At 67.0% G+C, this 18,413-nt stretch carries 20 protein-coding genes; 13 read left to right on the forward strand and 7 right to left on the reverse strand.

Going from position 1 to position 18,413, the window contains the following annotated elements; all coding sequences use genetic code 11:
• The first annotated feature begins 5 nt into the window (after positions 1-5).
• The 7 genes from fliP (at position 6) to fliS (ending at position 5,113) form a co-directional block, all read left to right on the forward strand.
• Entirely contained in the window at positions 6-815 is an 810-nt protein-coding gene (fliP, locus tag K9B35_RS11630; protein WP_224922003.1) for a flagellar type III secretion system pore protein FliP, read from the forward strand.
• A gap of 107 nt (positions 816-922) precedes the next feature.
• The gene (gene fliQ / locus K9B35_RS11635) at positions 923-1,192 is read left to right on the forward strand and encodes a flagellar biosynthesis protein FliQ (protein ID WP_224922004.1); all 270 of its coding nucleotides are present in this window, start codon (positions 923-925) and stop codon (positions 1,190-1,192) included.
• Positions 1,189-1,314: a hypothetical protein gene (locus K9B35_RS20185; RefSeq protein ID WP_263622513.1), complete on the forward strand. Its 126-nt coding sequence runs from the start codon at positions 1,189-1,191 to the stop codon at positions 1,312-1,314. Before fliQ ends, K9B35_RS20185 begins: the two co-directional genes overlap by 4 nt.
• Position 1,315: 1 nt before the next feature.
• A complete protein-coding gene (gene fliR / locus K9B35_RS11640; protein ID WP_224922005.1) occupies positions 1,316-2,098 on the forward strand; it encodes a flagellar biosynthetic protein FliR in 783 nt (260 codons plus the stop codon).
• On the forward strand, positions 2,098-3,240 hold the full coding sequence (locus K9B35_RS11645; RefSeq protein WP_224922006.1) for a flagellar biosynthesis protein FlhB: 1,143 nt from the start codon (positions 2,098-2,100) through the stop codon (positions 3,238-3,240). The genes fliR and K9B35_RS11645 overlap by 1 nt, the downstream gene beginning before the upstream one ends.
• Before the next feature lie 33 nt (positions 3,241-3,273).
• Positions 3,274-4,710, forward strand: a complete 1,437-nt coding sequence (fliD, locus tag K9B35_RS11650) for a flagellar filament capping protein FliD (RefSeq protein WP_224922007.1) — start codon at positions 3,274-3,276, stop codon at positions 4,708-4,710.
• Between the two features lie 4 nt (positions 4,711-4,714).
• The gene (gene fliS, locus K9B35_RS11655; RefSeq protein WP_224922008.1) at positions 4,715-5,113 is read left to right on the forward strand and encodes a flagellar export chaperone FliS; all 399 of its coding nucleotides are present in this window, start codon (positions 4,715-4,717) and stop codon (positions 5,111-5,113) included.
• 349 nt (positions 5,114-5,462) lie between these two features.
• Here the strand turns inward: fliS and K9B35_RS11660 are convergent, their stop codons facing one another.
• Positions 5,463-6,533, reverse strand: coding sequence for a CaiB/BaiF CoA transferase family protein (locus K9B35_RS11660; RefSeq protein ID WP_224922009.1), 1,071 nt, complete (start codon positions 6,531-6,533; stop codon positions 5,463-5,465).
• A gap of 70 nt (positions 6,534-6,603) precedes the next feature.
• Between K9B35_RS11660 and K9B35_RS11665 the strand changes: the two genes are divergently transcribed.
• Together K9B35_RS11665 and K9B35_RS11670 are read left to right on the forward strand one after the other, a co-directional pair.
• Positions 6,604-7,140 carry an NADPH-dependent FMN reductase gene (locus tag K9B35_RS11665; protein ID WP_224922010.1) on the forward strand — a complete coding sequence of 179 codons (537 nt, stop codon included), beginning with the start codon at positions 6,604-6,606 and terminating at the stop codon, positions 7,138-7,140.
• Positions 7,141-7,194: 54 nt separating this feature from the next.
• Positions 7,195-7,791: a two-component system response regulator gene (locus tag K9B35_RS11670; RefSeq protein ID WP_412103464.1), complete on the forward strand. Its 597-nt coding sequence runs from the start codon at positions 7,195-7,197 to the stop codon at positions 7,789-7,791.
• Here the strand turns inward: K9B35_RS11670 and K9B35_RS11675 are convergent.
• Genes K9B35_RS11675 through argH form a run of 5 tightly spaced genes read right to left on the reverse strand, consistent with a single transcriptional unit; the run spans position 7,769 to position 12,344 of the window.
• The gene (locus tag K9B35_RS11675; RefSeq protein ID WP_224922012.1) at positions 7,769-8,719 is read right to left on the reverse strand and encodes a zinc transporter ZntB; all 951 of its coding nucleotides are present in this window, start codon (positions 8,717-8,719) and stop codon (positions 7,769-7,771) included. The genes K9B35_RS11670 and K9B35_RS11675 overlap by 23 nt on opposite strands.
• Positions 8,716-9,471: a bifunctional precorrin-2 dehydrogenase/sirohydrochlorin ferrochelatase gene (locus K9B35_RS11680; protein WP_224922013.1), complete on the reverse strand. Its 756-nt coding sequence runs from the start codon at positions 9,469-9,471 to the stop codon at positions 8,716-8,718. Before K9B35_RS11680 ends, K9B35_RS11675 begins: the two co-directional genes overlap by 4 nt.
• A complete protein-coding gene (gene lysA, locus K9B35_RS11685; RefSeq protein ID WP_224922014.1) occupies positions 9,468-10,727 on the reverse strand; it encodes a diaminopimelate decarboxylase in 1,260 nt (419 codons plus the stop codon). The genes K9B35_RS11680 and lysA overlap by 4 nt, the downstream gene beginning before the upstream one ends.
• Before the next feature lie 10 nt (positions 10,728-10,737).
• Complete coding sequence (locus K9B35_RS11690; protein WP_224922015.1) at positions 10,738-10,971, reverse strand: lipoprotein; 234 nt, start codon at positions 10,969-10,971, stop codon at positions 10,738-10,740.
• A 2-nt stretch (positions 10,972-10,973) separates the two neighbouring features.
• Positions 10,974-12,344, reverse strand: a complete 1,371-nt coding sequence (argH, locus tag K9B35_RS11695) for an argininosuccinate lyase (protein WP_224922016.1) — start codon at positions 12,342-12,344, stop codon at positions 10,974-10,976.
• A gap of 16 nt (positions 12,345-12,360) precedes the next feature.
• On the opposite strand from argH, the gene K9B35_RS11700 reads away from it, so the two are divergent.
• Both K9B35_RS11700 and K9B35_RS11705 read left to right on the forward strand, forming a co-directional pair.
• Positions 12,361-12,951 carry a TlpA disulfide reductase family protein gene (locus K9B35_RS11700; RefSeq protein WP_318245970.1) on the forward strand — a complete coding sequence of 197 codons (591 nt, stop codon included), beginning with the start codon at positions 12,361-12,363 and terminating at the stop codon, positions 12,949-12,951.
• Positions 12,952-12,965: 14 nt separating this feature from the next.
• Positions 12,966-14,015 (forward strand): hypothetical protein, encoded by a 1,050-nt coding sequence (locus K9B35_RS11705; protein WP_224922018.1) that lies wholly within the window; start codon positions 12,966-12,968, stop codon positions 14,013-14,015.
• Here the strand turns inward: K9B35_RS11705 and K9B35_RS11710 are convergent, their stop codons facing one another.
• Entirely contained in the window at positions 14,016-14,672 is a 657-nt protein-coding gene (locus tag K9B35_RS11710) for a TetR/AcrR family transcriptional regulator (protein WP_224922019.1), read from the reverse strand.
• Between the two features lie 107 nt (positions 14,673-14,779).
• Here K9B35_RS11710 and K9B35_RS11715 point away from each other — a divergent pair, with 107 nt between their 5' ends.
• Complete coding sequence (locus tag K9B35_RS11715; RefSeq protein WP_224922020.1) at positions 14,780-17,017, forward strand: TonB-dependent receptor; 2,238 nt, start codon at positions 14,780-14,782, stop codon at positions 17,015-17,017.
• An 89-nt stretch (positions 17,018-17,106) separates the two neighbouring features.
• Positions 17,107-18,381: a spinster family MFS transporter gene (locus K9B35_RS11720; protein ID WP_224922021.1), complete on the forward strand. Its 1,275-nt coding sequence runs from the start codon at positions 17,107-17,109 to the stop codon at positions 18,379-18,381.
• Positions 18,382-18,413: the final 32 nt, after the last annotated feature.

An 18,413-nucleotide genomic window follows, 5' to 3' on the forward strand; every position in this document is an offset into this window, starting at 1 on the left:
GCCCGATGCTGCGCCACCTCATGCTGCTGCTCGGCGCGCTCGCACTCGCGCTGTTCGCGGTCGCTCCGGCGTTCGCGCAGGAGGCCGCCGCCGCTGCGCCCGTCGCCGCGCCGACCGCCGCTGCGACTCCGGGTGCTGGCGACGCGATCGACCGCGCGCTCGGCGAGCTTGGCGGCGGTGACGCGCCGCTCAGCCTGTCGCTGCAAGTGCTCATCATCATGGGCCTGCTCACGGTGCTGCCGGGCATCCTGCTGATGATGACCAGCTTCACCCGGATCATCATCGTGCTGGCGATCCTGCGTCAGGCGCTGGGGCTGCAACAAACCCCGCCCAATCAGGTACTGATCGGCCTGTCGCTGTTCCTGTCCTTCTTCATCATGGCGCCGACGATCGAACAGATGAACCGCACCGCGATCCAGCCCTATGCCGAAGGGCGCATGGGCGCGACGCAGATGATCGAGGAAGCGGGCAAGCCGCTCCACGCCTTCATGCTCAAGCAGACGCGGGTGAAGGACATCACCATGTTCGCCGGCATCGCCAAGGCCGGACCGATCGCCAATCCGCAGGACACGCCCTTCTCGATCCTGCTCCCCGCTTTCGTCACCAGCGAGCTCAAGACCGCGTTCCAGATCGGCTTCCTGATCTTCCTGCCCTTCATCGTCATCGACCTGATCGTCGCCACCGTGCTGATGAGCCTTGGCATGATGATGATGTCGCCGACGATCATCTCGATGCCGTTCAAATTGCTGCTGTTCGTCCTGGTCGATGGCTGGGCGCTGACGATGGGCAGCCTCGCTTCTAGTTTTTCAGGATAGCCGGACCCAATGCACGGCACCGGCCCGCTCCCCCACCCGGCCACCCAGCCAAGCTACCCTATGGGTGGCCGGGTGGGGGAGCGGGCCGGTGCCGCAAAGGATTAAAGATGGACGCAGACTATTTCCTCTCCGTGGCGCGCGAAGCGATGTGGATCCTCGCGCTCGCCTCGGCGCCGATCCTGATCCCGGCTCTTTTGTCGGGCTTGATCCTCGGCATGATTCAGGCGGCGACGTCGATCCAGGAACAGACGCTGACCTTCGTGCCAAAGCTCGCGATCGTCGGGGTCAGCCTGGTGATCTTTGGCGGCATGATCCTGACGCTGATCGGCGATTTCACCACGACGATCTTCGAACGTATTCCGGATCTGGTGAAGTGACGCTCGCCCCGGTCCCCGCATCGCCGCCGCAGCTGCCGCATCCCTTCGTCCGCGTGCCCGCCGCGCCGCGCGGCGATGCGCGCCGCACGCGCTGGGCACCCGCATCGGTCAGCATCCACTGACATGCTCGGCTTCGGCCTCGCGATCGAGCCGCAGCTATGGGCGCTGCTGTTCACGATGGTGCGCGTCGGCGCGGCGTTTCTTGCCGCACCGGTGTTCGGCGCCGTCGCGGTGCCGCTCAACGTCCGCATCCTGCTGACCGCTGCGGTCGCGATCCTGTCGATGCAGGCCGCACCGGTCGCGGTGCCGGGCGACGTGTTCGTGCTCAACACCATCCTGATGGTCATGGCGGAGGCTTTGGTCGGCCTCGCGCTCGGCTTCATCCTCCAGATCGCCTTTGCCGCGCCCCTGGTGGCGAGCGAGGTGATCGGCGTGTCGATGGGCCTGTCTTTCGCCACCGCGATCAACCCGCAAACCGGACAGTCGACCCCGGCGCTCGGCCAGTTCCTGACCGTGCTGCTCACCTTGCTGTTCCTCGCGGTCGACGGGCATCTCGTGCTGGTCGAGCTGATCGTGCGCTCCTACGAGCTGCTTCCCCCCGGCGGTGCCTGGCTCGCGCCGGGCAAGCTGATGAACATCGTGCTGTTCGGCGGCTATGCCTTCCTCGCCGGGCTGCTGCTCGCGCTTCCGGTCGGCTTCCTGCTGCTGTGCCTCAACATCGTGGTCGGCATGCTCTCGCGCTCGGCCCCCGCGCTCAACCTGTTCGCGATCGGCATTCCCGCCAGCCTCGCCATGGGCGTTCTCGCGCTGCTCGCCGGCATGCCAGCGATGGGCGATTACATGCTCGTCATCGTGCGTGAGGCGCTCGACGCCGCACAGACGTTGGTGCTCGGAGGGCTCGGCTAATGTCGGAGAGCGCTGGCGAAAAGACACAAGCACCAACACCCAAGCGCAAACAAAAAGCGCTCGACGACGGCGACCTGCTCAAATCGCGCGAGTTTGGCGCGGCACTGATCATGTTGCTCGGCTGTGGCTGGATGATCCTGATGGGGCCGCAATTGCTCGGCGCGATTCGTGAAGTCATGGCGGCAAGCTTCAGCTTCGGCCGCGCCGATATCGAAAGCTTCCAGCCGTGGAAGCCGCTCGCCACCGCCGGGTGGAAGCTCGCCCCGTCGATGGGCGCATTGCTCGCCATCGCGCTCGGCGGAGCGGTGCTGAGTCAGGCGGCGCTCGGCTCGCTGCGCTTCAACGGCAAGCTGATGGCGCCCAAGGGCAACCGCATCAATCCCGGCTCCGGTCTCAAGCGCATCTTCGGCCCGACCGGCTGGATCGAGCTTGGCAAGTCTTTGCTCAAGGTCGTGCTGCTCGGCGGGATGGGCGCGTGGATGCTGTGGGGGGCGGCGCGTCCGACCATGGGCCTCGTCTCCTCGGACCTTGGCAGTGCGGTCGGCGCGCTTGGCGACACGTTTTCGACCCTGGTCATCGTCATGGCCGGCGGCCTGCTGCTGATCGCCGGCATAGACCTGCCGATCCAGATCTTCCGCCATATGCAGCGGCTCAAGATGAGCCTGCAGGAAGTGAAGGACGAGTATAAGGAAACCGAGGGTTCGCCCGAGGCCAAGGGCCATCGCCGCCAGCGCCAGCGTGAGATTGCCAAGGGCGGGCTGCGCAAGAGCGTCGCCACCGCGCATGTCGTGCTGACCAACCCGACCCATTTCTCGGTCGCGCTCCGCTATGATCAGGGCAAGGATCAGGTGCCGGTTGTGGTCGCCAAGGGGCGCGGCGAAATCGCGCTGGCGATCCGCGAACTGGCCGACGAGTTCGCGGTGCCGCGGATCGAACTGCCGCCGCTCGCCCGCGCACTCTACTTCACCAGCCGCGAGAATCAGGAGATCCGCGACGACCTCTATCTCGCGGTCGCAACGGTGCTGGCGTTCGTCTTCGGCCTCGACAAGCGCGCGGGCGGGGGAATTCCCTCGGTCAAGGTACCGGAGACCGCCCTGTTCGACGAAAATGGCGTGCAAATCGGCCTTAAGGGCAAGCCGTGATGGCCGTTCTTCAAGGCATGGGGAAATGTGACCGTGGCCATTGAATCGATTGCCAAAACGATCGGCACCGGGTCGGGCATCGACACGACCGCGCTCGTCCAGAGCCTGGTCGATGCGCAGTTCGAGCTCAAGAACGCCGCGCTCACCAAGCGCGAAGAAGCGCTGACCGCCCAGATCACGGCGGCGGCGACGCACAAGAGCAACCTCACCGGCTTCGCCACCGCGCTATCGAACCTCACGCGCGGCGGCACGCTCGCAACCCAGCCGACGACATCGCATTCCAGCATCCTCGGCGTCACCCGCCTCGCCGGCGCCAATCTCGCCACGCTCAACGCCAAGGTCGAGGTGCGCCAGCTCGCTGCGCCGCAGAGCGCCGCCACCGCTGCCGTCACCGACCGCACCGCCGCGATCGGGCAGGGGACGCTGACGCTCACCTTCGGCACCGGGACTGTCGCCGATGGCGCGATGACCGGCTTCACCGCAGGGACTGCCGCCCCGGTCGCGATCACCATCGGTCCGGACAATAGCAGCCTCGACGGCATCGCCACCGCGATCAACGCGGCCAAGGCGGGGATCACCGCATCGGTCGTCACCGACAGCGGCGGCGCGCGGCTGGTGGTCAAGGGCGCGAGCGGGGAGGCGCGGGCCTTCACCCTGGCCGCAACCGAAACGCCGGGCCATGAGGGACTGTCTGCGCTCAACGTCGGAATCGGCGCGACCGGGACGACGATCGGCAGCGCCGCATCCGACGCGATCGTCGCGATCGACGGCATCGCACTGCGCCGCGATTCGAACAGCATCGGCGACCTTGTTCCCGGCGTGCGCCTCGAACTCGCCTCGGCCCAGCCGGGGACGGTAGTGACGATCGGCAAGACGCTGCCGACCAATGCGCTGCTCCAGGCCGCGCAGGATTTCGTCGCGACCTATAACGAGGTCTTCTCGGCGCTGAACAAGGACCTCGACCCGCTCGACGGCGCACTGCGCGGCGATGCGGCGGCGAAGGCGGTCAAGCGCCAGCTTCAGCAGATCACGATCGCGCAGGTCGCGACCGGCGCGGCGGGCGAGCCGACGACGCTCGCACAGATCGGCATCCGCACCGAACGCGACGGCACGCTCAGCGTCGACACCGCCGCGCTCAGCCGCGCGCTGGTCGACTATCCGCAGGCGGTCGAGCGGCTGTTCGCCGAACCCGTGGGTACCAACGCCACCGGCAATGGCGTCGCCGGCGCGCTCAACGCGATCTCTACCACCGCCGCCAGCACCACGCGCGGGCTCGGCGCGAGCGAGGCGAACTACACCCGCGCCAAGGCCGATCTCGACGAGGACAAGGCCGACGTGCTGGCCAAGGTCGAGGACACCCGCACCCGCATGACCCGCCAGTTCGCCAGCATGGACGCCAAGGTCGCGGTCTATAAATCGACGATGAGCTTCCTCGAATCGCAGGTCGAAGCCTGGAACAAGCAGAGCTGATGCGATGACCCGCCCGATCCGCCTCTCCACCGACGCCGCCGCCACCTATCGCACGATCGATGCGGTCGGGCGGACGGCTGCCGCCGATCCGCACCAGCTGGTCGAGCTGATGTACAAGGAGTGCATCGCCGCGCTCCGCTCCGCCGCCTTCGCCACCGAAAACGGCCAGTTCCCGGTCAAGAGTGAGCGCATCGCCCGCGCCACCGCGATCCTGTTCGCACTGGAGGGCGGGCTGGACTTCGAACGCGGTGGCGAGGTGTCGCGTACGCTCGCGACGCTCTACCACGGGCTGCGCAACCAGATCGTCCATGCCAGCATCGGCAGCGATCCGACGCCCTTCCGCGCAGTTGCGGACGATCTTGAGGAAATTGCCGGAGCCTGGAGCGCGGCGCGCGCGGCGTAAGGCGCTCGGGCGATAGCGACGGGATAACCCTCGCTAAGCTTATCGTCGCTCAAACGTTTGGCGGGCAGCCGTCGCCAGCGCGCAATCCTTGCGGGTCGTTCGACATTGCTGTTCTAGCATCTCGACGACCTTGAGCTGCTCCCGGCGAACATACTCATCATTTCTGATCTCGGGCGAGAAGGGATCTCTCCCGGTCGTTTGAGGCGAAACAGGATTCAGGCGGTCAGATTTGCTCGCGCTGGGCGGGGTGGCCGGTCCCCCTCGCGGAATGCTAAAACCGATGGCAACGCCGACAATCAGGCACATACCCGCCATAGCGACCATCGCTGCGGATCGGCGCCCGGATTCCCTAGTCATTCCACCGCCCCAGCATTTCCCCCACGCTCGTCACCACCGCCGGAGCCGCAGACGGCGCGCGCGGGGTGAATTGCGGCGCGGTCGGCCCGCCGGTCGGGCCGCTTGCCAGCGGACGGCGGGCGAGCGCGTGCGGATGCCGCGCCGCCTCGGCCAGACTCAGCACCGGGGTCACGCACGCCGCGCCATCGGGGAAGCGCGCAATCCACTCATCGCGCGTGCGGCTGCCAAAGCGGCGGGCGAATTCGCGCGCCATATGCGGCCAGCCCGCTCGATCGAATTGCGGGATTTTCGACGCTTCCAGCCCCAGCACCGCGCACAGATCGGCAAAGGCGGACGGCTCGATCGCGCCGACCGCGACATGCCGCTCATCGGCACAGCAATAGGTGCGGTAAAAGGGCGCACCGCCATCGACCAGATTGGCCTCGCGCCGGTCGAGCCAGCGGCCGCTGCCCGCCAGGCTCTGGGTCAGCGCCATCAGCGTGCCGACGCCATCGGATGCGGCGGCATCGACGATCCGCCCCTCGCCACTCGCCTGCGCCCCCAGAATCGCGCTGACCATGCCGAGCGCCAGGAACATGCCGCACCCGGCATGGTCGCCGATCAGCGTCAGCGGCACCACCGGCTGGTCGGGCGTGCCGATCGCGTGCAGCGCGCCGCTCAGCGCGAGCACATTGATATCGCTGCCCGGCCGCTCGGCCATCGGCCCGTCCTGCCCCCACATGCTCGCCCGGCCATAGACCAGCCGCGGGTTGCGCATCCGGCACGCATCGGGGCCGATCCCCAGCGCCTCGATCGAGCGCGGCGGCATCCCCTCGATCAACCCGTCGGCGCGGTCGATCAGGTCGCGCAGCTCGTTGATCGACGCCGGGTGGCGGAAGTCGAGCTCCAGCTCGCGCCGCCCGCGATACAGACTCGGAACGACATGGCTCGCACTGGCGCCGGGCTGGATCACGCGGACCACGTCCGCCCCCAGATCGGCGAGCAGCATCGCGGCGAACGGCACCGGCCCGATCGCGTCGATTTCGACGATGCGAACGCCCGCAAGCGGTCCTGTTGTCTGCACCCCCGTCCCTCCGTTGCCGACCCGCGCGTTCAGGGTGGCCCATCCCATTGGTTTCCGCTAGCCCCGCGCCATGAGCAAGCCGCACATCGTCGCCCTTGGCGGAACCTCGCGCCCCGAATCGAGCACCGGGCGCGCGCTGGCGCGATGCCTTTCAATCGCGGAAGAAGCCGGCGCACGCACCACGCTGCTGACCGGCGAGGCGATCAACTTCCCACACTATGAGCTGTGCGACCCGGTGCCGGACGCCAGGGTCACGCACTTCGTCGATGTGCTGCGCAGCGCCGATGCGCTGGTGATCGGCTCCCCCGGCTATCACGGCACGCTGTCGGGGCTGGTCAAGAACGCGCTCGATTATGTCGAACTGCTGCGGGGTGACGAGCGCGTCTATTTCGACCGCATGCCGGTCGGCATGGTCGCGACTGCGGGCGGATGGCAGGCGGCGGTGTCGACGATGTCTGCTTTGCGCACCGTCGTTCATGCGCTGCGCGGCTGGCCGACCCCGCTTGGCGTCGCGATCAACATGGGCGCGCCCGGCGATCCGCTCGACGACGCCGACCCGCAACTGCGCATGATGGTCGAACAGATGCTGTGGTTCCTGCAACGCTAGGCGGGTCAGCGGGCCATTAACCCGATCGTGACGCACCCGGCATAAGCTGGCGTCATGGTGAACACCGCCACCCCCACGGCCGATTCGCGCCGGCGCGGCACGCGCACGATCCTGGCCGTCGATGACAGCCGGACCAATCTGCACGTCATCGGCGGGCGGCTTGGTGCGATGGGCTATATGGTCGTGCTCGCCCAAAGCGGGCGCGAGGCGCTCGACCTGATTTCCGGGCGCGGGTTCGACCTCGTTCTGCTCGACATGGTGATGCCGGGCATGTCCGGTCTCGACACCCTGACCGAGATCCGCACCGCGCCCGACACCGCCGACCTGCCGGTGATCATGATCACCGCGCTCGACGATTCGCGTGGCGCGGTCGATGCGCTGGCGGCCGGCGCCGACGACCATCTCGCCAAGCCGTTCGACTTTGACGTGCTGCACGCGCGGATCGAACGCACGCTGGACCGTGCGGGGCGGATTTCGGAATTGAAGCGCACCGTCGCCTCGCTCGATGCGCGCATCGCCGCGCGGGCGATCGAACTGGGCGAAACGCGCAGCGAACTCGCCGTCTCCCGTGCCGATCGTGCGCGGCTGCTCGGGTCGATCGATGCGCTCAGCGCGCGGGTCGAACGGCTCAGCGGAACCAGTGCCGCCTGACGAACCACAGGCCGACTCCGGCCGCAACCGCGACGCTGAACCCGCTGATCACCCAGAATGATTCGGGATGCCGGGCATAGGGAATGCCATCGACATTCATCCCGAACAGCCCGGTGATGAAGGTGAGGGGCAGAAAGATCATCGCCACCACCGCGATCAACAGCGAGCGCTGGTCGATCACTTCGGCCCGCAGATCGGTCAGCGCTTCATGGATCAGCGCCGACCGTTCGCGAATGCTCTCCAGCTCCTCCGCCATCCGCGCCGCGCGGTCGGCGGCGGCGTTGATGTGCAGCCGGTCCTCGTCGCTCAGCCACGCCACCGGCAGCCCCGCCAGCTTCTCCAGCGCGGCGCGCTGCGGATAAAGGAACCGACGATAGCCGATCGCCTGACGCCGGACATGACTGACGCCTCGCCGCAGCTCGAACGCCGCGCGCGGATCGAGCGCTTCCTCGCAATCGTCGAGCGAATCGCCCAGCTGCGCGACATGCGGATCGAGCTGTTCGGTGATCGCCGTCGCCAGCGTGGCAATCAGGTCGCCGGCATCGCGGATCTGCCCGGCCTCCATCGCCCTGCGCGCCGCGTCCAGTGCGTCGAGCGGCAGTCGCGTGACCGAGATCACCTGTCTGCCATCGGCGCGCAGCCGGATCGACGCGAGCGGATCGCTGCTCGCCATCTCCGCCTGCGTCATGCCGCGCAGGTTCAGCAGCGCGGCACCGTCGACCTGCTCGCAGCGCGGACGCGTCTCCAGCGCGGTCAGCGCGTCGATGGTGATATGGTCGAGCGCCGCATGATCACGCAGCCACGCCTGCACCTCCTCATCGCGTGACGTCAGGTGGATCCACACAAACGCCGCGTCGCTTCCCAGCGCGTCGCGCGGGGCCAGTTCCTCCACGGCATTCGCCATGACCCGATAGGCAAAACCACTCATCGCGCGGTTGAAACATCGACGGTCAGGCCCGCCAAGCCCTCCGGCGGCGAATCGCACAGCACCCGATCGGCATCGGCACGCGCGCGGTCGAGGATCGCGGCCGGCACATCCGCGCGATGCGACACGCGATCGGCCTGCGCGAGCCAGCGCGCCTCGCGCAGCGTCAGGTCATCGGGGTCGGGTGAGGTCAGCATGATCGTCTCGACCCGGTCGCCCGGAGCCTCCGATTCGGCAATCCAGCGCGCGACCGCACCGTCATCCTGCGCTTGCAACGGATCGAGCGGCCCGGCCAGCGCCGCACCCAGCGCGCGCCGCCGCTCCCCGCCGTCGGGCCAGCGCGCACGCATCGCCCCGCGCGCCGCCGCCAGCGCATCGGCGAACGCGCCAAGGCCAGCCGGGACCAGCGGCTCGATCCGCTGGCGCAGCGCCGCGGCAAGTCCGGCCGACGCGCCACCGGTCCCGATCGCGATCGTCACCGGATCGCGCTCGACGATCGCGGGCAGGGTGAAGTCGCACAGATCCGGCCGGTCGGCGACATTGACCAGCAGCCCGCGCGCCTTGAGCCGCGCGACCACCGGCTCGGGATCCTCGCACGCGACCAGCGCGATCTGCGCGTGCGCATCCTCGCCCACGATCACCGCGCCCGCACGCTCGAGCAAACGACGCTTGGCCTCCGCCATCGCGCCGTCGCCCACCAGAATCGCCGGCCGCCCGTCCAGTCGGACAAAGACGGGCAGGCCGGAGCGTTTCACCGCACCCACTCGGGGACGCGCTCGGCCCCCATGATCGTTTCGGGCTGGATGCGATCCGCGACCACCGCGAACTTGTCGCCCGACACCAGCACCTCGGGCACCAAAGCGCGGCTGTTATAGGTCGACGCCATCGTCGCGCCGTACGCGCCCGCCGTGCGGAACACGCCCAGATCGCCCGACTTCACCAGATCGATCTCACGACCCATCGCGAACGTATCGCCGGTCTCGCACACGGGACCTGCGATATTCGCGACGAACTTCTCGCCATTGGGCTCGACCGCCTCGAACGCATGATAGGCGTCGTACAGCGCCGGGCGGGCAAGGTCGTTCATCGCCGCATCGACGATGACATAGGGGTTGATGCTCGCCGGCTTGACCCAGATCACCTCGGTGACGAGCAGCCCGGCATTGCCGCAGATGAAGCGGCCCGGCTCGAACATCAGCGTCACGTCCCAATCGGCGGTGACGCGCTTGACCATCGCGCCGAATTCCTCGGCGGTCGAAACCTTGTCGTCGGGCTCGTAAGGGACGCCAAGCCCCCCGCCGAGATCGACATGGGTGATGGTGTGCCCGGCGGCGCGCAGCTGCGCGACCAGCTCGCCGACACGCTTGTACGCCGCCTCCAGCGGGGCGAGCGTCTTGAGCTGGCTGCCGATATGGATCGCCACGCCGCGCAGGTTCATGCCCGGCCGCTTGGCCAGCCGGTCGAAGATCGCGGGCGCGCGGTCGATCGCGACGCCGAACTTGTTCTCCGCCTTGCCGGTCGAAATCTTCGCATGCGTGCCCGCATCGACATCGGGGTTCACGCGCAGCACCGCCGGCGCAGTCTTGCCCTGCGCATGCGCGAGGTCGGCGAGCACCTCGCCCTCCTCCTCCAGCTCCAGATTGAACTGGCCGATATTCTCGTCCAGCCCCAGCTGCAGCTCGCCCCGCGTCTTGCCGACGCCAGAAAACACGATGTCCTCGGGCTTCATCCCCGCCGCCAGCGCGCGCTTCAATTCGCCACCCGACACCACGTCCGCACCATAGCCCTGCTTGGCGAGCACGCCGAGCACGGCCAGGTTCGGATTGGCCTTGATCGCGAACGCGATGTGCACGCGCGGCAGATCGGCGAGCGCGGCCTTCAGCACCTGCGCATGCCGCTCCAGCGTCGCGGTCGAATAGACGTAAAAGGGCGTGCCCACTTCCGCGGCGATGGCGGGAATGGCGACGTCCTCGGCGTGCAGCACGCCGTTCTTGCGATTGAAATGGTCCATGATGATCTTCTTATTGCGGCGGCAGGTCGAAGTCGTCGCTGCGCCGTTCTTCTGAGCTGCGCAGCACTTCGTCGCTGCGCGTCGGTCGCGTCTGGGGCGGCGCCTTCACCAGGTCTGCCGGTGCCGGCGTGGCCACCGCCCCATAGGGTTTGGGCGGCAGCGACTCCCCGGCGGCCGGTTTCAGGTCGCCCCGATTGCCGCATGCGGCCAGCAGAAGCGCCGTGAAGACCACCAGGGTTCGCATATTCATTCTCCTCTTGCGGCGCGCGCCGCCGCAATCGCCTCACGCACCCGAACAGGTGCCGTGCCGCCAAAACTCATCCGGCTCGCGACCGAAGCATCGACCGTCAATACGTCAAACACGCGCGCGTCGATACGCCCGTCAATCGCCTGCAATTCCTCCAGCGCCAGCTGGTCGAGCCGCACGCCCTTCGCCTCCGCCGCCGCAACCGCGCGGCCAGTGATGTGGTGCGCCTCACGGAACGGGATGCCCCCTTCGCGCACCAGCCAGTCGGCAAGGTCGGTGGCCGTGGCAAAGCCGCTTTCGGCGAGGGCGCGCATCCGGTCGGTGCGGAACGCCGCGCTCTCGACCATCCCGGTCATCGCCGCGATCGAGAGCGCGAGCAGGTCATGCGCCTCGAACACCGGCGGCTTGTCGTCCTGCATGTCCTTGGAATAAGCGAGCGGCAGGCCCTTCATCGTGATCATCAGCGCGGTCAGGCACCCGACGATCCGCCCGCTATGCCCGCGCACCAGCTCGGCGGCATCGGGATTGCGCTTCTGCGGCATGATCGAGCTGCCGGTCGACCATTGGTCGCTCAGCTTGACGAAGCCGAACGGCTGGCTCGCCCAGATCACGAATTCCTCGGCCAGCCGGCTGAGGTGCAGCGAGCATTGCGCCGCCGCCATCAGATAATCGAGCGCGAAGTCGCGATCGCTCACGGCATCAAGCGAATTGCGCGTCGGCCCATCAAAGCCCAGCGCGCTGGCGGTCATCTCACGATCAAGCGGAAAGCCCGTCCCCGCCAGCGCCGCCGACCCCAGCGGACAGCGGTTGCCGCGCGCCCGTGCATCGCTGAACCGGCTGACATCGCGCCCGACCATCTCGAAATAGGCCATCAGATGATGCCCCAGCGTCACCGGCTGCGCACTCTGCAGATGGGTGAAGCCCGGCATCACGCTGTCGGCATGTTCCTCCGCCCGCGCCAGCAACGCGCCCTGCAGCGCGTCGAGCGCGGCGAGCACCTGATCGGTCGCATCGCGCACCCACAGGCGGAAATCGGTCGCGACCTGATCGTTGCGGCTGCGCGCGGTATGCAGTCGCCCGGCAACCGGCCCGATCTTCTCCGCCAGCCGCGATTCGGTCAGCATATGAATGTCTTCGAGCGCAAGATCCTCCGGCACCCCGTCGCGCGCGTAATCGGCGGCAACCGCGTCCAGCCCGGCCGAGATCGTCGCGGCATCCTCCGCCGACACGATCCCCTGCTGCCCCAGCATCGCGACATGCGCTTTCGATCCGGCGATGTCCTGCGCCCACATTCGCTTGTCGAACGGGATGGATGCGTTAATCTCACGCATCACCGACGACGGGCCTTCGGAAAAGCGCCCGCCCCACATGGAATTGGAGCTTCCCTTGCGCTCGACGATCGCGCTTCTCCTTATACTGGGCCTTGGAATTGCCGGCTGCGATAGTGGCAAGCAACCGCAGCCGCAAGCAACCGCAACTGTCGCCGCCGAAAGCACGGCTGCAGCCGACAACGCATCCGAAGAGCCCGAACGCGTCGGCACGGTCGACCGCAGCAAGCAGGGCGAGGCCGCGCCCGACTACGGCTTCCTCGATCCCACGGGCAAGCCGGTGACGCTGGCGGCGTTCCGCGGCAAGCCGCTGCTGGTCAACCTCTGGGCCACTTGGTGCGCGCCATGCGTGCGCGAAATGCCGACGCTCGACCGGCTCGCGGTGCGCGAAAAGGACAAGCTTCAGGTGCTGGTGATCAGCCAGGATCTGGACGGCGCGGCCAAGGTCACGCCCTTCTTCGAAAAGGCCAAGTTCACCGCGCTCCAGCCCTATCTCGACCCCGACGTCAAATTCTCGACCGGCTATGGCGTCAACCTGCCGACGACGATCCTTTATGACGCGCAGGGCAAGGAAGTTTGGCGCGTGTCGGGTGACATGGACTGGGACGGCGAGACGGCGGCGGCGTGGATTGCTGAGGCATCGAAGTAACGGAGCGACATGCGATGAGGGTTTTGTGGCTTGCCCTTGCCAGCCTTGTTTGCACCGCCGCGCCGTCACTGGCGCAGCCGGGCGGCAAGGCGCCGGTCGACGATGTGTTCGACCGCGGGTGCGGCGACGACAATGGAACCGACCGTTGCTCCGATGCGGTGCAGGACAAGATGCGATCCTTGTACGGGCTTGAGTCGGGCAAGGAACTGCTCGCCCGCGGCGTAACCTTCCGCAGGGTCATGTTGGTCGATGGCTATGGCCGGGATGTGGTTGCCATCTCCGCGTATAGGTCACCCGGTCGGCCACCCGTGATCGAGGTCCGCATCCCCGGGGCGGCCAAGGCCCAATCCGCGAATTTGGAAGCGACGCTCAGCAGTCAAGCCTGGGAGCGCGTCATCGCGGAGTCCGTGAATTTCGACCGCGATCTGGTGCGTAAAAAAGGAGTGGCCGAGGATGAACTGTCGCTCTGCCTCCATGCCTGGTTTGCCGTCGGGGAAGCAGGAGATGCGCGCCGGATTGAACAACAGGTTCTGCCGGAGAAGCTCTCCGATCGGGTGTACCGTCGCGACGCAGAAACCGCATGTGGCGGGGGGCTCGGAATGTCGTTCGCCTTTCGCCTCGCCGACATTGCATATGAGGTGTTGGCGGAATGCGGCACGATCGATCGTGCGACCGTTCGGAACATCCCGATGCTCCTCGCGACTTGCGCGGGACTAAAGGGCGATCGGCAGTCCGCCGGTGAAGCGCTCGCCGTGCTTCACAAGCTCCGGCCCGGCATTGGATTGACGCAAAAAGAGAGCGACCGGCTCGTCGCACACGACGCGGACTCAGTTCAGCCACAGCTGTGGTCGCTGCTCCAGACGGCGGGGGCAGTCTTCTTCGACTCCCCCGAGGGCATCGATGTCGATCACGTTACCGCGCGCGGCACAGCCGTCTATTGGAACACGGACAAGGCGGACGACGATGAGGAGGCGACGGTCGAACTGGCGCTGATCCGCCAGCTCGACGGTTTCGTCGTCAAGACTCTGCGCGTATCCGAGCGCCGCCCGATGAAGCGCAGCTGACTACCGAACGCCCAACCCCCGCGCCAGCATCTCCGCCACCGTATCGGCGACCTCGGCCGCCTCGGCATCCTCGCTCCACACACCGTAGCGCAGGCCCAGGAACACGTTCATCCCCATGATCGCCCAGGCGTGGACCTCGGACACGTCGGCGCGCACCTCGCCGCGTTCGGCCGCCGCCTTCAGCCGCTTTTCGATGCGCTCGGCGGTGGTCTGATAATGCAACCGGAAGCTCTCGGGATCGACGAACTCGGCCTCGTCGATGATCCGGTAGATTTCCTTGTGCTTGCGGACGAAGCCGATGAAGGTTTCAAGGCCTGCGCGCTCGGCGGCGATCTGCTCTGGCGCGGCGCGGATCGCGGGGGCGACATGTTCGCGGACCTGATCGCTCATGTCGCGCACCAGTGCGCGGAACACCGCGTCCTTCGAATCGAAATAGGTGTAGAAACTGCCCAGCGCCACGCCCGCGCGCCGCGTGATGCCGCTTACCGACCCGTCATGGAATCCCTTCTCGCCAAACTCCGCTGCGGCGGCGTCGAGGATCGTGCGCAGCGTGCGGCGGCCACGCGCCGTGCGCGGTTCCTTGCCTTCGCTCGCCGCGCTGTCGCCCAGATGCAGGGCAGGGGGCAGTGTGGCGGACTTGCCACGTTCTTGCGTCATTCGTCCCCTCCTTCATCCGGAAGTTGAAACCCGGTTCAGGTTTCACTATAGCGATGTTCAACCACTGACAAGGCCGGGGATCGCCGGCCGATTTTGGGGAGGAAAGCATGAAGCGTCTCTATCCGTCTGTCCGCACGATTCTGAGCGCCAGCGCCGCGCTGAGCGCGCTCACCGCCACGCCGACGCTCGCGCAGGATGCGGTCACTCAAGCCGCAGATGAAGCCTATGCGGAAAGCGAAGCGACCGGCGAAATCGTCGTTACCGCACGCCGTCGTGAGGAAAGCCTGATCGACGTGCCGATCTCGATGTCGGTCGTCACCGGCGATTCGCTGGTCAAGAGCGGCGCGGCGGACATCACCGCGCTGCAGGACAAGACGCCGAACCTGACGCTGCAGATCGCGCGCGGTTCCAACTCGACCCTGATCGCGTTCAGCCGCGGCGTCGGCCAGCAGGATCCTTTGTGGGGCTTCGAACCCGGCGTCGCGCTGTATATCGACGATGTCTATGTCGCCCGTCCGCAGGGCGCGGTGCTCGACATTTTCGACGTCGAGCGCGTCGAAGTGCTGCGCGGGCCGCAGGGCACGCTCTATGGCCGCAACACCATCGGTGGCGCGGTGAAATATGTCACCCGCCGTCTGGGTAACGACTATAAGGCGTCGTTCCGCGGCTCGTACGGTTCGTACAACCAGATCGATCTGGTCGGACAAGTCGTCGTTCCGGTCGGCGACACGCTGTCGCTGGGCGCGGCGGTTGCGCAATATTGGCGCGACGGCTTCGGCACCAACCTCACCACCGGCGCCGAGCATTACGACAAGAATGTGCTCGCCGCGCGCGTGTCGGCGGAGTTCACGCCCACCGACAATATCTTCGTGCGCGTCGCGGGCGACCGCGTGCTCGACCGGTCGAACCCGCGTCACGGCACCCGCCTGCTGCCCAATGGCGTCGATCCGATCTATGCCCCCACCGCAAGCGTCTATGACACCCGCGCCGGCATCGGCGACGACAACCGCGTCGAGACGCGTGGTGTATCGGTCACCGGCGAGATCGGCCTGTCCGATGAACTGACCTTCAAGACGATCACCGCCTGGCGCGACGGCAACACCGACACGGTGATCGATTTCGACAACACCATCCTGCCGACGCTCGACATCCCGGCCGACTATTCGGACCGCCAGTTCACCCAGGAACTCCAGTTCCTGTATGAAGGCGAGCGGCTGCAGGGCGTGTTCGGCCTCTACTACCTCAACGGCCGCGCCAGCGGCGCGTTCGACACGGTCGTCGGCCTCGCCAATCTGACTACGCTCACCGCGGGTGAGGTGTTCACCAAGAGCTACGCCGCGTTCGGCGACTTCAGCTTCGACGTGACCGATCAGTTCAAGATCTCGGCTGGCCTGCGCTACACGCGTGACGAGAAGACCGGCACGGTGTTCCGTCGCAACTATACCGGTATCCGGTCGCCGCGTTTCGGCAATGCCGCTGCGGTCCCCGGCCTGATCCGCTCGGACTACACCAACAGCCGCGATTTCGAGAAGCTGACCCCGCGCATCAGCCTCAGCTACCAGCCGACCGGCGACCTCAATCTCTACGCCAGCTATGGCAAGGGCTATAAGTCGGGCGGGTTCGACATGCGCGGCGACGCGATCCTGACCCCGACCACCGTCAACGGCTATGAGCCCGAGACGATCGACAGCTACGAACTCGGCATGAAGGGCGCGTTCCTCGACCGCACCCTGTTCGTCAACGTCGCCGGCTTCTTCTCGAACTACAAGGATCAGCAGGTCACCATTCAGGTGCCCGCGCTGCCCAGCGGCATCGCCAGCTTCGTCGACAATGCCGGCAAGGGTGAGATTTACGGCTTCGAGCTCGAAACCCGCATGGTTCCGTCGCACCACTTCCAGGCGAGCGTCGTGGTCGGCTACACCAATGCCGACTACAAGGAGTTCTTCACCTTCATCGGCGGTGGCACCACCCCGGTCGACGTGTCGAACGCGCGCGCGTTCCAGAACACGCCCGAATGGACCGCCAACGCGTCCGTCACCTGGTCGAATGATGTCGCGGGCGGCACGCTCGCCTTCACCCCGTCGGTCTCGCTGCGCAGCGATGTCCAGATGTTCGAGCTGGCGACCCCGGCGCTGGATCAGGACGGCTATGCCCTGGTCGACGCCTCGCTCAACTGGACCTCGGGCGACGGTCGCTATCGCCTCGGCGTTGCGGCGCGCAACCTGACCGACGCGCGCTATCGCGTCGGCGGCTACAACTTCCCGGGCGCGCTCACCGGCAACTCGGTGATCGGCTATTACGGCCCGCCGCGCACCGTGACCGGCACGTTCGAGATCAAGTTCTGATCGCTTTCGGGCTTTGAGTTTGCCAGACTGATCGGGCCGGGCGTCTAGCGATGGGCGCCCGGCCAATTTTTTCGAGGGGAGGGGATGGCATGAACGCCACGCAAGCCGCTACGGTCGACGGATATGGCACGCCGCGCTATCGCGCGCAGGTGCTGGCCATGCTGCTGCTGGTCTATACCTTCAACTTCCTCGACCGGCAGATCCTCGGCATCCTCGCGGTGCCGATCAAGGCGGACCTTGACCTCACCGATACCCAGCTCGGCGCGCTCGGCGGCATCGCGTTTGCCTTTCTCTATTCGACGCTCGGCGTGCCGCTTGCCTTGCTGGCCGATCGCACCAGCCGCACCTGGGTCGTCACGATCTCGCTCACCGTGTGGAGCGGCTTCACTGCCTTATGCGGCCTTGCCACCAGCTTCTGGACTTTGTTCCTCTATCGCCTCGGCGTCGGTGTCGGCGAAGCGGGCGGCGTCGCGCCCTCCTATGCGATCATCGCCGACTATTTCCCCCAGCATCAGCGCGCCCGCGCGCTCGCCATCTACTCGCTCGGCATCCCGATCGGCCTCGCTTCGGGCACCCTGCTCGGCGCGTGGATCGCGGCGACCGTCGACTGGCGCTGGGCGTTCATCGTCGTCGGCCTTGCCGGCGTGGTCATCGCCCCGTTCTTCCGCCTGATCGTCAAGGAACCGCCGCGCCCGGTCGCAACCACCGCCGCTGCGCGCGTGCCGGTGGGGCAGGTGTTCGGTATCCTCGCCAAAAAGCCCAGCTTCTGGCTGATGGCGATCGGCGCCGGGTTCAGCTCGATGTGCGGCTATGGCCTCGCCTTCTGGGCGCCGACCTTCTTCGTGCGCAGCTTCGGATTCGACCTCACCACCACCAGCTATTTCTTCGGCTCGATCCTGCTGGTCGGCGGCACGATCGGCGTGTTCATGGGCGGCGTGCTCGCCGACCGGCTCGGCGGAAGCGACCGCGGCGTTTACGCAAAGCTGCCCGCCTTCGCCTGGCTCGCCTGCGTGCCGCTGTTCGCCGGCGGATTCCTCACCGACAATGTGACGCTGGCGTGGTTCCTGTTCCTGATCCCGAACGGCCTCAACATCCTGTGGCTCGGCCCGGTGACCACCGCGATCCAGAACCTCGTCCCGCCCCAGATGCGCGCGACCGCGAGCGCCAGCTTCCTGCTGATCAACAATCTGATTGGCCTCGGCGCAGGGTCATGGGCGATGGGCGCGATGTCGGACGCGATGACCGCCAGCTACGGCAACGAAGCGCTGCGCTACTCGGCGGTCGCGGCGCTGTCCTTCTACGTCATCGCCGCCGTGCTGATGCTCTTCGCCGTCCGCACGCTGCGCAAAGACTGGGTGGAGTAAGGAAACCCTCCCCCTTGCGGGGGAGGATCAAG

The organism is Sphingomonas sp. R647 (assembly GCF_020177055.1).
Taxonomy (GTDB): domain Bacteria; phylum Pseudomonadota; class Alphaproteobacteria; order Sphingomonadales; family Sphingomonadaceae; genus Sphingomonas.

What these genes read in the sequence shown, in the direction of transcription:
- K9B35_RS11715 (WP_224922020.1), top strand. Translation starts at nt 14,780, where the DNA reads ATGAAGCGTCTCTATCCGTCTGTCCGCACGATTCTGAGCGCCAGCGCC.
- K9B35_RS11645 (WP_224922006.1), top strand. Translation starts at nt 2,098, where the DNA reads ATGTCGGAGAGCGCTGGCGAAAAGACACAAGCACCAACACCCAAGCGC.
- argH (WP_224922016.1), bottom strand. Translation starts at nt 12,344, where the DNA reads ATGTGGGGCGGGCGCTTTTCCGAAGGCCCGTCGTCGGTGATGCGTGAG.
- fliQ (WP_224922004.1), top strand. Translation starts at nt 923, where the DNA reads ATGGACGCAGACTATTTCCTCTCCGTGGCGCGCGAAGCGATGTGGATC.
- K9B35_RS11690 (WP_224922015.1), bottom strand. Translation starts at nt 10,971, where the DNA reads ATGCGAACCCTGGTGGTCTTCACGGCGCTTCTGCTGGCCGCATGCGGC.
- fliR (WP_224922005.1), top strand. Translation starts at nt 1,316, where the DNA reads ATGCTCGGCTTCGGCCTCGCGATCGAGCCGCAGCTATGGGCGCTGCTG.
- K9B35_RS11710 (WP_224922019.1), bottom strand. Translation starts at nt 14,672, where the DNA reads ATGACGCAAGAACGTGGCAAGTCCGCCACACTGCCCCCTGCCCTGCAT.
- K9B35_RS11705 (WP_224922018.1), top strand. Translation starts at nt 12,966, where the DNA reads ATGAGGGTTTTGTGGCTTGCCCTTGCCAGCCTTGTTTGCACCGCCGCG.
- K9B35_RS11665 (WP_224922010.1), top strand. Translation starts at nt 6,604, where the DNA reads ATGAGCAAGCCGCACATCGTCGCCCTTGGCGGAACCTCGCGCCCCGAA.
- fliP (WP_224922003.1), top strand. Translation starts at nt 6, where the DNA reads ATGCTGCGCCACCTCATGCTGCTGCTCGGCGCGCTCGCACTCGCGCTG.
- K9B35_RS11670 (WP_412103464.1), top strand. Translation starts at nt 7,195, where the DNA reads ATGGTGAACACCGCCACCCCCACGGCCGATTCGCGCCGGCGCGGCACG.
- lysA (WP_224922014.1), bottom strand. Translation starts at nt 10,727, where the DNA reads ATGGACCATTTCAATCGCAAGAACGGCGTGCTGCACGCCGAGGACGTC.
- K9B35_RS11720 (WP_224922021.1), top strand. Translation starts at nt 17,107, where the DNA reads ATGAACGCCACGCAAGCCGCTACGGTCGACGGATATGGCACGCCGCGC.
- K9B35_RS11675 (WP_224922012.1), bottom strand. Translation starts at nt 8,719, where the DNA reads ATGAGTGGTTTTGCCTATCGGGTCATGGCGAATGCCGTGGAGGAACTG.
- fliS (WP_224922008.1), top strand. Translation starts at nt 4,715, where the DNA reads ATGACCCGCCCGATCCGCCTCTCCACCGACGCCGCCGCCACCTATCGC.